The following is a 13,652-nucleotide window of genomic DNA, read 5'->3' as shown; positions in this document are numbered from 1 at the left end:
TTGCGTGCAGCGACACGGGCCTTGCCCTTCATCGGAGGGTTTTTCTCCCCTCTCCCGCCTGCGTGCGACGGGTCAGCCGACGCCGCCGTAGTGCGCTGCGGATCCGAGCCAGCGGCGGATCAGGGCCTGGGTGCGCTGGCGGTCGGGGAACACCTGTCGGGCCAGCCGGGTCGCTGCTTCCATCAGATCCTGGTCGCGGCCCCAGTCCGCCACTCGATAGCCGCGTTCGCCGGTCTGGCGCGTTCCGAGCATTTCGCCGGGGCCGCGGATCGTCAGGTCGACCTCGGCGATCTCGAAGCCATCGTCGGTCCGGCGCATCGCCTCGAGCCGTTCCGTTGCGACTTCGCCGAGCGGCGGCCGGTATAGCAGCACACAGGCGCTGGCCCGGCGCCCGCGACCGACGCGTCCGCGCAGCTGGTGCAGCTGGGAGAGCCCCATGCGTTCGGCGTTCTCGATGATCATTAGGTTGGCGTTGGGAACGTCGACCCCGACCTCGATCACCGTGGTCGCGACCAGCAGGTCGATCGCGCCAGAGCGGAAACGGTCCATGACCGCGTCGCGTTCGGCTGGTTTCATCCGGCCGTGCACCCGTTCGACGCGCAGCTCCGGCAGCGCCGCACGCAGGCGTTCGGCGGTGGTTTCCGCGGCCTCCGCCTCCAGGGTTTCGGAGTCCTCGATCAGCGGGCAGACCCAGTAGGCCTGCACGCCGTCGCCGCAGGCGACGCGGATCCGGGCGATGACCTCGTCGCGGCGCTCGCTGCTGATCAGTGCGGTCTTCACCGGCGTTCGCCCCGGCGGGCGCTCGTCGAGCACCGACTGGTCCAGATCCGCGTACAGCGACATCGCCAGGGTCCGCGGGATCGGCGTCGCGGTCATGATCAGCTGGTGCGGCAGCAGCTTCGCACCCTTGTTGCGCAGCGCCATGCGCTGATGCACGCCGAAGCGGTGCTGCTCGTCGATGATCGTGAGCCCGAGGCGAGCGAACGCGACCTGTTCCTGGAACAGCGCATGGGTGCCGACCGCGAGCGCCCGCTCGCCCGAGGCGAGTCCCGACAAGAGTGTCTCGCGCTCGGACTTGCGCTGCCGGCCTCCGAGCCAGGCGATGGCGATGCCCAGCGGTTCCAGCCAGGCCGCGAGGTTGCGCAGGTGCTGGCGCGCGAGCAGTTCCGTCGGCGCCATGAACGCGACCTGGTGGCCGGTCTCGATCGCGGTGAGAGCGGCAGCGACCGCGACCAGGGTCTTGCCCGATCCGACGTCGCCCTGGAGCAGCCGGTTCATCGGCCGCTGCCGACCCAGATCCGTCTGGATCTCGGCGATCGTGCGCTGCTGGGCACCGGTCAGCGTGAAGGGAAGCTCGGCGACGACCTGCCGCCAGAGCTGTCCCGCGGGGCGCAGTGCCGGCGCGCGCCCGCGCGGTCGCGAGCCCGCGTGCAGCATCAGCGCCAGCTGGTGCGCGCACAGTTCCTCGAGCACCAGGCGGGTCAGCGCCGGGCTGCGGCGCGGCGCATGGGCTGGCAACGACCGGTTCGGGGGCGGCCGGTGCAGTGCCTCGAGTGCTTCGGCGAGATCGGGCAAGTCCCGCTCGCGCAGTTCGGGGAGCAGGTCGGGCAGACGGCCCGCTTCGGGCAGTGCGGCGCCGACCAGTTCGCGCAGCAGCCGCTGCGATACGCCTTCGGTGGCGGGATAGACCGGGGTCAGGCAGGGCTCCAGTGGCGGAGGCTGCCCGCGCAGTATGCGGTACTCTGGGTGCACGCACTCCGGCAGTCCCGGCATGCCGCGGATCTCGCCGTAGGCGCGCAGACGCACCCCGTTGCCGAAGGCCCGCTGCTGCCTCTCTCCGAAATGGAAAAACCGCAGCAAAATGCGCGCGCCTGCGTCCCCCAGGTGTACGAGCAGCATGCGCCGGCGGCCGTTGACCACCTCGGTTCCTTCTACCCGGCCCTCGAACAGCGCCGGGGACCCGGGACGCAGCGCGCGGATCGGGGTCAGGCGGGTGCGGTCCTCAAAGCGCAGCGGCAGGTGCAGCAACAGGTCATGGGTCCGAGCCAGCCCCAGCCGACCCAGTCGCTCTGCCTGTTTCGGGCCCACGCCACGGAGCGCGGTCAGCGGTGCGTCGAGATCCATTCAACGCGTTCCATTCGCGTGGGTCAGCCTTGGGGCAGGTACAGGATCGCGTCCATCTCGACCTCGGCTCCCTTGGGCAGTGCCGCGACGCCGATCGCGGCTCGGGCGGGGTAGGGCTCGCTGAAATACTCGCTCATCACCTGATTCACCAGCGGGAAATGGCTGAGGTCGGTCAGGAAGACGTTCAGCTTGGCCACATCGTTCAGCGTTCCGCCGGCCGCCGTGGCGATCGCGGCCAGGTTGTCGAGCACACGCCGTATCTGTGCTTCCATGCTGCCCTCGATCAAATCCATCGTCGCCGGATCCAGCGGGATCTGGCCCGAAACGTAGACCGTGGCATCGGTGCGCACGGCCTGGGAGTAGGTGCCGATCGCAGCGGGCGCGGCATCGGTCTGGACGATCGTTCGGGTCATGGGACTCTCCTTGGGGCCGTTGGGACTGGAGGGCGAAGATACCCGAAGCGGGCGCCGGGGTCAGTGTACCGGTGCGGGTTGGTCATCCCCGGCTGCGCTGGACTCGCAGCACGTCGTTCAGGCGCCGCAGCGAACGGATGACCTGGGCGAGGTGGCGGCGATCGCGCACGGTGATCGTGAAGGTCATCGCGGTCGAGTGGCCGTCGCGCTCGTTGAACGAGATGTGCTCGATGTTCGAGCCATGGTCGGCAATCACCGCCGCCATTTCGGCCAGCGCGCCGCGGCGGTTCGCGGTCTCGGCGCGCACCGAAACCGCGAATTCCGCCCCCGGCTCATTGGACCATTCGAGCGATACCGTCTTGTCGCTGCGCTCGCGGAGTTCGCCCAGGTTGCGACAGGCCTCGCGGTGGACCACCAGCCCGCGTCCCGCGCTGAGGATCCCGATCACCGGATCCCCGGGAATCGGAAAACAGCAGCGCCCGTAGTTGACGACGAGCCCCTCGGTACCCTTCACGGCCAGTGCCGATCCGGATCCCTCGCAGACTTCCTGCGCGGGTTCCTGTCCGACCAGCTGGCGCGCGACCAGGGCCGCCATCCGATTGCCGAGGCCGATCTCGACCAGCAGGCTGTCGATGTCGGGAATCTTCATCGCGTCGAGCACTTGGTCCATTCGCACCGGCGAGATCTGCCCCAGCCCCTGGCCCAGCGTGGCCAGCGCCTTCTCGATCAGGCGCCGGCCCAGTGCCGCCGCCTCGTCCGACTGCAGCGACTTCAAGCAGTGACGGATTCCCGAGCGGGCCTTGCCAGTGACCACGAACGACAGCCAGGCGGGGTTTGGGCGCGCGCCCGGGGCAGTGACGATCTCGACCGTCTGGCCGCTCTGCAGCCGCGCCGAAAGCGGCGCAAGCTGGCGGTCGATTCGCGCCGTGACACAGTGATTGCCGACGTCCGAGTGCACTGCGTAGGCGAAGTCCACCGGGGTTGCGCCGCGCGGCAGCACCATGATCTCGCCCATCGGCGTGAAGGTATAGACCTCGTCCGGGAACAGGTCGACCTTGACGTTCTCCAGAAACTCGATCGAGCTGCCGACGCTATTCTGGATCTCGAGCACGTCCTTGAGCCACTCGCGGGCCCGGCTCTGGGCGGTCATCGCGTGGTCATCGCCGGCCTTGTACTGCCAGTGCGCCGCGATGCCGCTTTCCGCCACCCGATCCATCTCCGCGCTGCGGATCTGGATCTCGATCGGGCTGCCGTGCGGCCCGAAGAGCACCGTGTGCAGTGACTGGTAGCCGTTCGATTTCGGGATCGCGATGTAGTCCTTGAAACGCCCGGGTACCGGCTTGTAGAGGTTGTGCACGACGCCCAGCGCGCGGTAGCAGGTGTCGACGTCCGCGACGACGATGCGCACCGCGAAGACATCGACGATCTTTTTGAACGGCTGGCGTTTGTCCAGCATCTTGCGGTAAATGCTGTAAAGCCCCTTTTCGCGCCCGCTGATCCGAGCCTCGATCCCGGCGGCTTCCATGCGGTGGGTAATCGCGGCCTCAATCTTCTGCATCGGTTCGCGCCGGTGGCCACGTGCTTGCCGCACCGACGCGTCGAGCACCGCGAAGCGGCGCGGGTACAGCGCGGCGAAGCCGAGCTGCTCGAGTTCCCGGCGCATGCGATTCATGCCGAGCCGCTGGGCGATCGGCGCATAGATCTCCAGCGTCTCGCGGGCGATCCTCCGGCGCTTGTCCGGCCGCATCACGCCCAATGTGCGCATGTTGTGCAGGCGGTCGGCGAGCTTGACCAGGATCACCCGGATGTCACGGGTGATCGCCAGCATCATCTTGCGGAAGTTCTCGGCCTGCGCCTCGGCCTTGGTCTGGAACTGCAGGTGGGTCAGTTTCGACACGCCGTCGACCAGGTCCGCAACTTCGGCGCCAAACTCCGCGCGGATGCGTTCCTTGCTGGTCCGGGTGTCCTCCATCACGTCGTGGAGGATCGCGGCCACGATAGCCCGGTGGTCCATCCGCATTTCGCCCATGGTCCGGGCGACCGCCAGCGGATGGTAAATGTACGGTTCCCCGGTCTTCCGCGTCTGCCCCTCGTGCGCCTCGGCCCCGAACAGGTAGGCCCGGTAGACCTCGTTGATCTGTTCGGGCGCGAGGTAGGATTCGAGTTCAGCGCACAGGTCGCTGATCAGGAATCGCGTGGAGTCGGTGGACGGTTCGGTGGCGGCCCCGACGAGGGTCGGCAGCGCGGAATTCATCGGCTCGGGGCTAACGCTCGTCGGCGTCGAGCTGCTCCAAGTGCCGGATCGTGCTGAAGTCCAGCATCTGCGGTTGCGGGCGCTCGTCCGGCTCGTCGAAAACCTCCGGGCCGACCAGGCCTTCCGCGATCTCGCGCAATGCGATCACGGTGGGCTTGTCGTTGTCGTCCGGCACCCGCGGGTCCTTGCCGTGGGAGATATGGCGCGCGCGTCGCGCGGCCATCAAAACCAGTTCGAAGCGGTTGTCGACGTGCTCGAGGCAGTCCTCGACGGTGATGCGGGCCATTTCGACTCCAGGAGGAAAAAGATCGGACCCCCCATCTTACGCCGAGGCAGCCCCCCCCGCCAACAGCGACCCGATCATCGTGCGGTAGCGGATCTCCTGCTCGACGGTGCGCAGCCGGTTCGCACGGAAGATGCTCTCGAGATCGCGCACCGCCTCGTCGAAATCGGTGTTCACCACGGTGTAATCGTACTCGCGGAAGTGTGTGCTGTCGGACTCGGCATCGCGCAGCCGGCGCTGGATCACCGCCTCATCGTCCTGACCGCGTCCACGGAGGCGGCGTTCCAGTTCGGCGCGTGAAGGCGGCAGGATGAAGATCGACTGGCATTCCGGGATCGCGGTCCGTACCTGGCGCGCTCCCTGCCAGTCGATTTCGAGAATCACGTCGTGTCCGGATTTCAGCTGCGCAGTCACCGCGGCCTTGGACGTACCGTAGAAATTGTCGAATACCTTCGCGTGTTCCAGCAGTTCCCCCGCCTCGATCATGTCGAGGAAACGCTCGGCGCTGACGAAGTGATAGTGCTGCCCCTCGACCTCGCCGGGCCGCGGGCGGCGCGTGGTGTGCGACACCGACAGCGCCACATGATCGAGCTGCTCAAGAAGCGCAGCCACAAGGCTGGTCTTGCCCGCACCGGAGGGTGCGGAAACGATGTACAGCGTGCCTCGCGGCAGGGGGCTCGGGTCGGTCATCACGGGATCCGGAACGGCACTCGGGCGCAGAGTGTACCCAGCCCGTGCCCGCATTGGCCACTGTGATCCGGTTGTGCCGGAACCGATGCACGTATCGCGTTGGCGCACTCGGGTGGCGCGGCTCGTGCCAGAACGGAATTCCCCGCTCCCGCGCCACGTCTTCGTCTGAACAAGGAGGCGCTCTGCAAGCCGGTGCCCGCGACGCTGTGGCGGGAGGCTTGCACGCAATGCCATGACATGGCCGAGAGAGATCGCGATGACCGAACGACCGCTCAGTGACGAAATGCTCAACGCCTTTGTCGATCGGCAGCTGTCTGCGGAAGACCGGCTGCACGTCCTGCGCGTGATCGCCGACGACCGTCATCTCGGGCAGGAGGTGTGCGACCGCCACCGGATCAAGGAGCTGGTGAGCCTCGCGTACTGCCAGCCGGGGCCGCCTCCCCGGGCGGTCCGGAGCTGCGGCCCGCGCTTCTGGCGCTGGTGGCGGTTCTAGACCGGCATCGGTCACGCAAGCGGGGGTTGGAGAGCGCGTTGCGCGAGCGCTCGGTCGGGACATGCATTGATCCGGCCTGTGACCCGATTCGCGTTTCGCGCACAAACCCCGCCGCGTCGAACATTGAGCATCCAGAGCGGACTTTGCCGTCAACGGCGCCGGCGTGACCTCGCCGGAGCTGGCGCACACTTGCGCGAGCGCCGGGGGCGGAAACGGCCAGGGGCCAGCGCGTGTGCGATTTTCCACGGTCCGGGCCGCGTGCGGCGACCGTGAATGGCGGTTCAGGCAGCGCGTGTGCCGGTGTTGCCGCGCGATGGTCCCGGCGTTCGCAGGCGGATCCGGTGCGGGAACTCGCGGGGGGAATCCTGATCGCACAAGTAGGGATAGCCTGAGCGCGTCCCGGTGTTTCCACGCGCTGTACTCCCACGCGCAAGGAGGTGTCACTATGAACCGCATGCAAGAACTCCTCTATCCCGACGATCCTGCCGAGGTGCGTCCGCGGCAGACACTCGAGTCGGGCACCCCAGGGGTGAATCCGATCAACGCCCCGGACGACCTGCTGCAATGGCTGCGTAGCGGCTGGAGCGACCTGTGGCAGGCGCCAGTGGCACTGCTGCACGGTCTGGTGGTGAGCGCAGCCGGAGTGTTTCTGCTCTGGGCGACCTGGGGCCAGCCCTGGCTCGGCGTTGCCCTGATCTTCGGTTTCCTGCTGCTTGGGCCGGTCCTGGCGGTCGGCGTGAATGACCTGGCCCGAAGGCTCGAACGCGGCGAACGCACGGGGTTCCGTACCGGTCTCGGGGCAATCGCGGAACTGGGCGGCGCGGCGTGGATTTTCGCAGCCGGTCTCGCGGCGCTCTTCCTGCTCTGGGCCAGTTTCGTCTGGCTCTGGATCGGCGTGATGAACGTTGGCACGATCGGCGGACCGGCGGCGTCGCCCGCGATCCTTGGAACGCCTCCCGCCGTTCTCTGGGCCATGCTCTCGACCCCGCAGGGCATCGTTTCGCTGATCGGCGCAATGGCCGCCTGGGCCGTGTTCGCGCTGGCGGTATTTGCCTTGAGCGTCGTCACTCTCCCGGCAATGCTCGACCGTCGCCGCGGCCTGGTGGATGCGGTGGCCACCAGCCTCCGGGCGCTGCGCAGTAACCTCGTGCCGCTGCTGTTCTGGGGGCTGATCATCACCGCGCTGTTCGCGGCCGCGCTCGTGACGGGCTTCATCGCGCTGATCGTGATCTTCCCGTGGCTCGGCTTCGCCATGTGGCATGGCTATCGAGCCATGGTGCGCCGCGACGATGCGGTGAAGTCCGGCGACGCGTCCGCTCTCGTGCACGGATAGCCGGCCTCGCGACCGCATGACCACGAGCCCGCTCGGGTGCGGGTGTACGGGGCCGAGGGCCATGCCCTTGGCCCCGTTTGCTTGAGCCGCTTCCTGGCGCCGCCGCAAGATCGGCCCACAGGACGGGAATGTCGAAAGTTGCCGGAGGGGCAGCCCAGCTCACCGGCCGACCCGGGCCGGAGGGCTGGACGCTTCGGCGGCGAGGCCCGGCACACGCTGCGGCTAGCGTACCGATTGGCATGCTGGCCGGCGTCGCCGGAAACCCGGGCCGGGTGTTGGCGGCGCACTCAGAAGATCATGACCTGATAACCGTCGGCAGCCAGCGCACGCAGGCTGGGCAGGCCCGCGGTTCCCGGGGCGTCATTGTCCTTGAGCATTGCGAAACCGGCCTGCTGCGCTTCACCGGCGGCACCGAAGAAATCCGAACAGGTCGCGGAGACACCGGCCACCTTGTCCTCCACCGTTTTGTACAACTGGTGCAACGGGTGGTCGGCGTTGGTGACCTGGGCGGCCCAGCGGGTTCCCGCGCCCAGGAAAATCACGGTGACATCGTCACCGTTTTGCTTGAAATCGTAGGCCACCCCGAGGGCGTTGAACACGCGTCCCAGAGCCTCGTCGCTGTTGGCCTGGGGATCGGACATCACCACGATCGCTGCTTTCATTTCGGTCTCCTTCGGTTGCTCGGTGTTGGTAACGCGCCGGCGAATCGCCTCCACGGCGCATCTGCAGATGCCTACGCCCACGCTCCGGTCTGGCAATGGCGGGACCGGAAGACGACGGCAGCACAGGAGAAGCGAAATTCCCCTCGCGCCCAAAAAAGCCACTACAACAGTAGGTGTTGTGCTGCGGGGCTCTCAGTCCGGCCTCCCGGCACGGCCCGTCCGCCGGACCGGCTTCTCTGCTCGGTGACGCCGTGACGGATGGCAGCGGCTTCCCGGCCGGATCCTGGGCCACGCCAGCTCCCGGTCACAAGGGACGTAATTAGGGGGAGCGGGCGCCGGCGCGTGGAGCGCTTGCTGCGCGAAAACCAGGAACAGTTGACGCGACAGGCCACCCACGATGCCCTGACCGGATTGCGCAATCGCCCTGCGCTGCAGCAGCACCTGGAACGGGCCGTCGTGTCTGCGCGGCGGGACGGCGCACGTCTGGTGGTTCTGATTCTGGACCTGGATCGATTTAAGAACATCAACGACAGTCTCGGGCATCCGTTTGGCGATCTGGTGCTCCGGGCCATAGGCGAACGGCTGCAAGAACGACACGGTCAGGGCGAGACGGTCGGGCGGTTCGGTGGAGACGAGTTTCTGATCGTGCTGGAGGATCTGTCCAAAGACCCCGTCGCCTACGTGACCGATCATGCCCAAAGCCTGCTAGATTGCATCGCCGAGCCATTCCAGACGGAGCGGCTGCGGAACCTTTATGTGGGTGGTAGCGTCGGCGTCAGCCTGTTTCCGGAGGACGGTACGGATGGCACCGTGCTGATCAAGAACGCGGATGCCGCGATGTACCAGGCCAAGGCGAAAGGCCGGAATACCTTCTGCTTCTATACCCAGGCACTTACCAGGGCCGCCAAGTCCCGCCTGACCCTCGAGACCCATCGGCGCAAGGCGCTCGAGAATGAAGAGTTCGAGGTGTTCTACCAGCCTCAGGTCAGGGTCGAATCCGGGCGATCGTCGGCGTCGAGGCGCTGGTTCGCTGGAGAGATCCCGAGCACGGAATGGTGTTGCCCGGGCGATTCGTGCCGGTCGCGGAAGAGACCGGGCTGACCAGGTCCGCCATGGGCCGGAACGCCCTCGCGTCGCGGGTGCGGCAGCGTAGGTGTGCCGCGGTCGGGGATATCACCCCGGTCGCACCCGTTTATCCCCGCCCGGCCTGATCCCCAGGATGTCTCGGTTGCCGATGTGGGCCTCGTGGAGCCCGTGCTGCAGTTGCCGCCGGGATCCCGCCGCGGCAGCCCGCCCCGAGTCGCCAGTCACGGCTGACTGCGGGTGCCGAGGCATGTACGGGAGATGCAATCGGTCGGGCATGGAGATCGCCTATACTGGGTAGTGCCGCGCGCGCTGCAGTATTCGGCGCGGTGGTTGGAATACAGCGTACCCGTGCCGGGGGGCGCACCGGGTCGGCGTTCCCCCGGCAGGATGGCGCATGACCCTTCACGGACCCTGATCCCGGCGTATTGCGCGAAACCGTTGGACGGTTGTCGAGGCGTATCGGGGCCGGGACTTGCGGCTTCGAGGGTATCGGGAGAGTATCCCCTTGCCGGTGGAGGAGCCCATGAAAACCCAACCCCGAAAAGGTCAGCGCAAGTCGAGGATCCGGGTTCCGTCGCAGCCCACGACGACTGAATACGTCTACCATTGGAACCGCATCATCGGCGTGTTGGTCGTGCTGGTGTTGCTGATCGGCCTGATTGGCTTCGCGATCAGTGGGTGGCTGTGGTCCCCGTCCGCGCTGCCCCGAGACACCGCGTTCGACGACGCGGATGTGCCTGTCGTCGGTCTCGAGATCGCCACTGAATCCGGTGAGCAGCACGTCGGAAAACCTGTGCCCGGACAGGCAGAGTCAAGCGTTGCACCGGCCCTCGAGGTTGCAACACCCCTCGAGACCGTCCCGCCCGTCGAGGCGGGCACGTCGGAGGGGCCAGCAGCACGCGAACCCGCCGACGACGAGCGGTCGCAGGTCTTCCTGCCGCCGGGCACGCGGGTCAATCTGCGCGCGGCACCCTCGCTCGCCAGCCCGGTGTTGCGCATACTCGACGCGGATTCGCAGCTGCGGTTTCTCGAAACCGCCGAGGACTTCTACCGGGTCCGCTCCGCCGACGGCGTCGTCGGCTGGGTCAGTCGGGATTTCTCATCGCGTACGCCGTATGCCACGCCTGTGCGTTGACTCGGGCACCCCCGCCGCGACGTGTCCTTCGGCCGGCGAAACGCAATACGGATCGAGTCCGTATCTGGATACCGCACCCGCGTCTGTGGACCCGTACGAACGGAATGTCAGCGTGATAGCCTGTCTCGACGGTACCGTGGCCTGCAGCGGATCGAGGAAGATGTCGATCAGCTCACGTGCCAAGAATAACTGTTCCCTGCTCACAGGGATATGATCACATGGGGCTTGACAGTTACGTCTGAGGCGCCGCTCCGAAGCGTTTGCAGAGCGAAATCCATGACCGAAGGAGATGAAGTGCTGTGGGTGGGACGGTACCCTACCCACCTGCGCGGTTTTTCAGCCTTAACCAGCCTGCAGGAAGGATATCGTCATGCACCGTTCACCACCGACTCCGTCCGCGCGTCTCGCCGGTGTTGCGGGGGCCGCACTGCTGGCCGCGCACCTGATCGGCGGCGCCTCTGACCGCGTCGAGGGTCAGATCGACGGCGACGCACGCAGTTGGCACGTGCTCGAGTTCGAGGGCGAGTCCACGGCCACTTTCCACGAGTTCAGCCATGGGATGATCGGCGTCTCGATCCAGGGGCATCAGGCACCGCGGTTTCAGGTGCAGGGGACGATCTCGATCGATTTCACGATCATGAACGATCAGGTGCTGGACGGGGCCGAAGTCGCGTATTTCCCGGAGCGTTCGATGACTCCGAACTACGCCAACGGGGGCGACGGCCGATTCGAGCTGCTGACGAGCGACCTCTCGGGTCCGGATGCGCGATTCGAGGGTCGCTTCGTGGGGACTTTGGTTCGCTTCGAGCGCATGGACGATGTGCCCGACCCGGATGACACCATCGAGGTGGAGCTGTATTTCGATGTGACCGCGACACGCGAGGAGTTCTGACCGGGGCGACCCTATCCTCTCTGTCGATGGCTGCGATTGTTCTGTTCCCGGGACGAACGGAAACGGGAGGTCTTCGATGCGACGGCGGCTGATGCTAATCAATGGCAGCCCAAAGAGTGCCGGCTTCCTCGGAGATGCGGAACGTGTAGCCGCCGGGCACGCGCAAGACCTCGGTGCCCAAGTGGACACACTGCACCTTCGCGAGGCGGCGATAGAGGAATGCATCGGCTGCTTCCAGTGCCTGAAGACGGGAACATGCTGCCACCGGGACGACATGGACGCGATCATCGAGCGGATGCTGGCCGCGGACGGATTCGTGGTACTGGGGCCGGTGCGGAACGGGCATGTCGCGGCCGGGTACAAGCGTTTCTATGAGCGCATCACGTATCGCGTCGGCTTCCCGTTGCTGATCGAAGACAAGTACACACTGGCGATTTCCTCCGTGGGCTATATGGGCGGCAAGGCCGCGTCGCGCCGGTTCCTCGGTTTGCAGGATGTATGTCATTCGCGGCTATCGGGACACCTGCATTTCGCGGTGGGAATCCCCTCGCGGCCCATCCATGACCGGCAGCGCGCACGGATATGCGCCGCTGTCGACCGGTTGCTCCGCGACATCGAGCGCAAGAAAGCCCGCGGATGGATCAACGCCGCGGGCTTTGCGCTGGACCGCTTTGCCATGCGCCGCCTCATGTTCGCGAAGAAACCGGATGTATATGCGAACGTGATCCGCCACTGGCGTGAAAAGGGGTATATGCGGTGACTTCCCGGGCCCTACGGGGGCACGACGTACGGGTTGCGGTATGCATCTGCACCCGCATCGAAAGAACCCTCGGCGCAGGACAGGAGGGGTTCGCCCTCAAGCAGCCCAAGTCCGGCAGGCTGCTAGATGGCCGTGTCCGGTGCCCTGGTGGCCCGCGGGCGATGTGACCGCGTACCGTAATCTCGCTCAGGGTCACGATGCATTTTCGACGAGCGCTCTCGCTTCGGTCCCGATCTCCGTTGGATTGCCGTCCAGCCCGAACGCGTTCACGCCATCCGGCCCCGAAACCACCACCGCCATGGGCCTCAGAGACGCAAGGATGTAACAATGACCCCTCTCGCGATCGCGCACGATCTCCAGCGTCTCGATGAGCACGATGGTCCGGTCGGCGTCGCGATGCAGCATCGTGGCCTTAAGCCGACGCATCGTTCAGCCGCCCGCCCGCATTGCCCGTAGCCCGCGCCAGATGGGCGGTGAAAACACCAGGCCGGCTGCGATCGCAAGAACCTGGAGCGGGATGACCCGAAGCCGGCCGCTGCCGTCGAAATCGAACACGGCGTCGACGAATTCAGGAACGATTCGGACCCGCCCGCCTTCGATATTCTGGAGGATTCCGGAGATGGGTCCGACGACCGCCCAGAGCTGACCCGTCTCCGCGGGATCGCCGGTGCCGATGCGCAGGTCCAGCCGCAGGTTCCGCCGGTCGACAGCACGCCAGAGGTCCATGGCCAGGCGCAGCACGCGCTGCCGGAACGGCTTCTGACGCAGCGCGGCGAACAGGTTCGGCGTCCGGGCGCGCCTGCGTTTCGCCGCACGCCCGACGGACCTGGCGTGCGCCCCAGCGTCAGTCATCGCCGGCGGCGCCCCGACCCCGGTCGGCACACGCACGTTCACCAGGCCGAATGCCCAGGTCAGGCGAAGCTCATTGCCGGCGGTCTCCGGCCAGACGACGCGAAACGTGAACGTTACCGGTATGACGAGGAGGCCGACCACGGTGGCCGCGACGACGAGCACAACCGCCAAAATCGCTCCGGCCACGTGTTATTCCGAAGGGCTCTTGCCCCCGTGCCCCGCGGCCGCCTTGCCCGCGCTCTCGATCACCTTTTCGAGCACGCTAGCGGTGCCGGACTTGATCGGTTCGACCCTGACGCCGTCCTTGTTGATCACGATCAGCGCGACCGGTTTTACGCCCCCGCCGCCGCCCGTGCCCCCGCCGGAGCCCGTGCCCTTGTCTGCCTCGCTGCCCTGGCCGGAGCCGACGCCGAACCCGAAGCCGACGTTGACCAGCGGGATCAACGTGTGGCCCTCGATCGTGATCGGCTCTCCAACCACGGTCTTGGTATTGAGCATACGCTCGATCTCGTTTACCGCCTTGTCGAACAGACTGCCGATGTCACTCATCCTGGCCTCCTTCGATTCCCCGCCTCATCGCCGAAGCATTGGCTGCAGCGTCCGTTCATTCTGCGCGCTCCGCGCCATCACCGATACCGTTTGCGGCGTTATTCGGCTGCTCTTTCCCGGAATCGA

The 13,652-nt window shown here is 66.6% G+C and carries 16 protein-coding genes; 7 read left to right on the top strand and 9 right to left on the bottom strand.

What is annotated here, in order from left to right; genetic code table 11:
• Nucleotides 1–72 precede the first annotated feature (72 nt).
• The 5 genes from recG to gmk all read right to left on the bottom strand — a co-directional run bounded on the left by recG (nt 73) and on the right by gmk (nt 5,764).
• On the bottom strand, nt 73–2,124 hold the full coding sequence (gene recG, locus TVNIR_RS17555; RefSeq protein WP_015260423.1) for an ATP-dependent DNA helicase RecG: 2,052 nt from the start codon (nt 2,122–2,124) through the stop codon (nt 73–75).
• Nucleotides 2,125–2,147: 23 nt separating this feature from the next.
• The gene (locus TVNIR_RS17550) at nt 2,148–2,537 is read right to left on the bottom strand and encodes a Rid family detoxifying hydrolase (RefSeq protein WP_015260422.1); all 390 of its coding nucleotides are present in this window, start codon (nt 2,535–2,537) and stop codon (nt 2,148–2,150) included.
• Nucleotides 2,538–2,619: 82 nt separating this feature from the next.
• Entirely contained in the window at nt 2,620–4,791 is a 2,172-nt protein-coding gene (gene spoT / locus TVNIR_RS17545; RefSeq protein ID WP_015260421.1) for a bifunctional GTP diphosphokinase/guanosine-3',5'-bis pyrophosphate 3'-pyrophosphohydrolase, read from the bottom strand.
• A 10-nt stretch (nt 4,792–4,801) separates the two neighbouring features.
• Entirely contained in the window at nt 4,802–5,077 is a 276-nt protein-coding gene (rpoZ, locus tag TVNIR_RS17540; protein WP_015260420.1) for a DNA-directed RNA polymerase subunit omega, read from the bottom strand.
• A gap of 36 nt (nt 5,078–5,113) precedes the next feature.
• The gene (gmk, locus tag TVNIR_RS17535; protein WP_043739911.1) at nt 5,114–5,764 is read right to left on the bottom strand and encodes a guanylate kinase; all 651 of its coding nucleotides are present in this window, start codon (nt 5,762–5,764) and stop codon (nt 5,114–5,116) included.
• A gap of 256 nt (nt 5,765–6,020) precedes the next feature.
• On the opposite strand from gmk, the gene TVNIR_RS17530 reads away from it, so the two are divergent.
• Both TVNIR_RS17530 and TVNIR_RS17525 read left to right on the top strand, forming a co-directional pair.
• Nucleotides 6,021–6,257 (top strand): anti-sigma factor, encoded by a 237-nt coding sequence (locus tag TVNIR_RS17530; RefSeq protein ID WP_043739910.1) that lies wholly within the window; start codon nt 6,021–6,023, stop codon nt 6,255–6,257.
• 445 nt (nt 6,258–6,702) lie between these two features.
• The gene (locus TVNIR_RS17525) at nt 6,703–7,590 is read left to right on the top strand and encodes a DUF2189 domain-containing protein (protein ID WP_015260417.1); all 888 of its coding nucleotides are present in this window, start codon (nt 6,703–6,705) and stop codon (nt 7,588–7,590) included.
• Between the two features lie 287 nt (nt 7,591–7,877).
• On the opposite strand, the gene TVNIR_RS17520 is transcribed toward TVNIR_RS17525, so the two are convergent.
• The gene (locus TVNIR_RS17520; protein WP_043740884.1) at nt 7,878–8,252 is read right to left on the bottom strand and encodes a DsrE family protein; all 375 of its coding nucleotides are present in this window, start codon (nt 8,250–8,252) and stop codon (nt 7,878–7,880) included.
• 342 nt (nt 8,253–8,594) lie between these two features.
• Here TVNIR_RS17520 and TVNIR_RS17515 point away from each other — a divergent pair, with 342 nt between their 5' ends.
• From TVNIR_RS17515 to TVNIR_RS17500, 5 genes are all read left to right on the top strand, one after another.
• A complete protein-coding gene (locus tag TVNIR_RS17515; RefSeq protein WP_015260415.1) occupies nt 8,595–9,353 on the top strand; it encodes a GGDEF domain-containing protein in 759 nt (252 codons plus the stop codon).
• Entirely contained in the window at nt 9,305–9,463 is a 159-nt protein-coding gene (locus TVNIR_RS21355; protein WP_418081182.1) for a hypothetical protein, read from the top strand. Before TVNIR_RS17515 ends, TVNIR_RS21355 begins: the two co-directional genes overlap by 49 nt.
• Before the next feature lie 386 nt (nt 9,464–9,849).
• The gene (locus TVNIR_RS17510; protein ID WP_237251831.1) at nt 9,850–10,473 is read left to right on the top strand and encodes an SH3 domain-containing protein; all 624 of its coding nucleotides are present in this window, start codon (nt 9,850–9,852) and stop codon (nt 10,471–10,473) included.
• 370 nt (nt 10,474–10,843) lie between these two features.
• Nucleotides 10,844–11,365 carry a hypothetical protein gene (locus TVNIR_RS17505; RefSeq protein ID WP_015260413.1) on the top strand — a complete coding sequence of 174 codons (522 nt, stop codon included), beginning with the start codon at nt 10,844–10,846 and terminating at the stop codon, nt 11,363–11,365.
• Nucleotides 11,366–11,441: 76 nt separating this feature from the next.
• Complete coding sequence (locus TVNIR_RS17500) at nt 11,442–12,125, top strand: flavodoxin family protein (RefSeq protein ID WP_052316656.1); 684 nt, start codon at nt 11,442–11,444, stop codon at nt 12,123–12,125.
• 192 nt (nt 12,126–12,317) lie between these two features.
• Here TVNIR_RS17500 and TVNIR_RS17495 read toward each other — a convergent pair whose 3' ends face one another.
• The 3 genes from TVNIR_RS17495 to TVNIR_RS17485 are packed head-to-tail and all read right to left on the bottom strand — an operon-like array spanning nt 12,318 to nt 13,526.
• Entirely contained in the window at nt 12,318–12,530 is a 213-nt protein-coding gene (locus tag TVNIR_RS17495; protein WP_015260411.1) for a hypothetical protein, read from the bottom strand.
• A 24-nt stretch (nt 12,531–12,554) separates the two neighbouring features.
• The gene (locus tag TVNIR_RS17490) at nt 12,555–13,163 is read right to left on the bottom strand and encodes a DUF2953 domain-containing protein (RefSeq protein ID WP_015260410.1); all 609 of its coding nucleotides are present in this window, start codon (nt 13,161–13,163) and stop codon (nt 12,555–12,557) included.
• 3 nt (nt 13,164–13,166) lie between these two features.
• Nucleotides 13,167–13,526 (bottom strand): GerW family sporulation protein, encoded by a 360-nt coding sequence (locus TVNIR_RS17485; RefSeq protein WP_015260409.1) that lies wholly within the window; start codon nt 13,524–13,526, stop codon nt 13,167–13,169.
• Nucleotides 13,527–13,652: the final 126 nt, after the last annotated feature.

Origin of the sequence: Thioalkalivibrio nitratireducens DSM 14787 (assembly GCF_000321415.2) — a bacterium.
Classification (GTDB): domain Bacteria; phylum Pseudomonadota; class Gammaproteobacteria; order Ectothiorhodospirales; family Ectothiorhodospiraceae; genus Thioalkalivibrio; species Thioalkalivibrio nitratireducens.
This window is presented reverse-complemented; position numbering and strand designations above follow the sequence as displayed.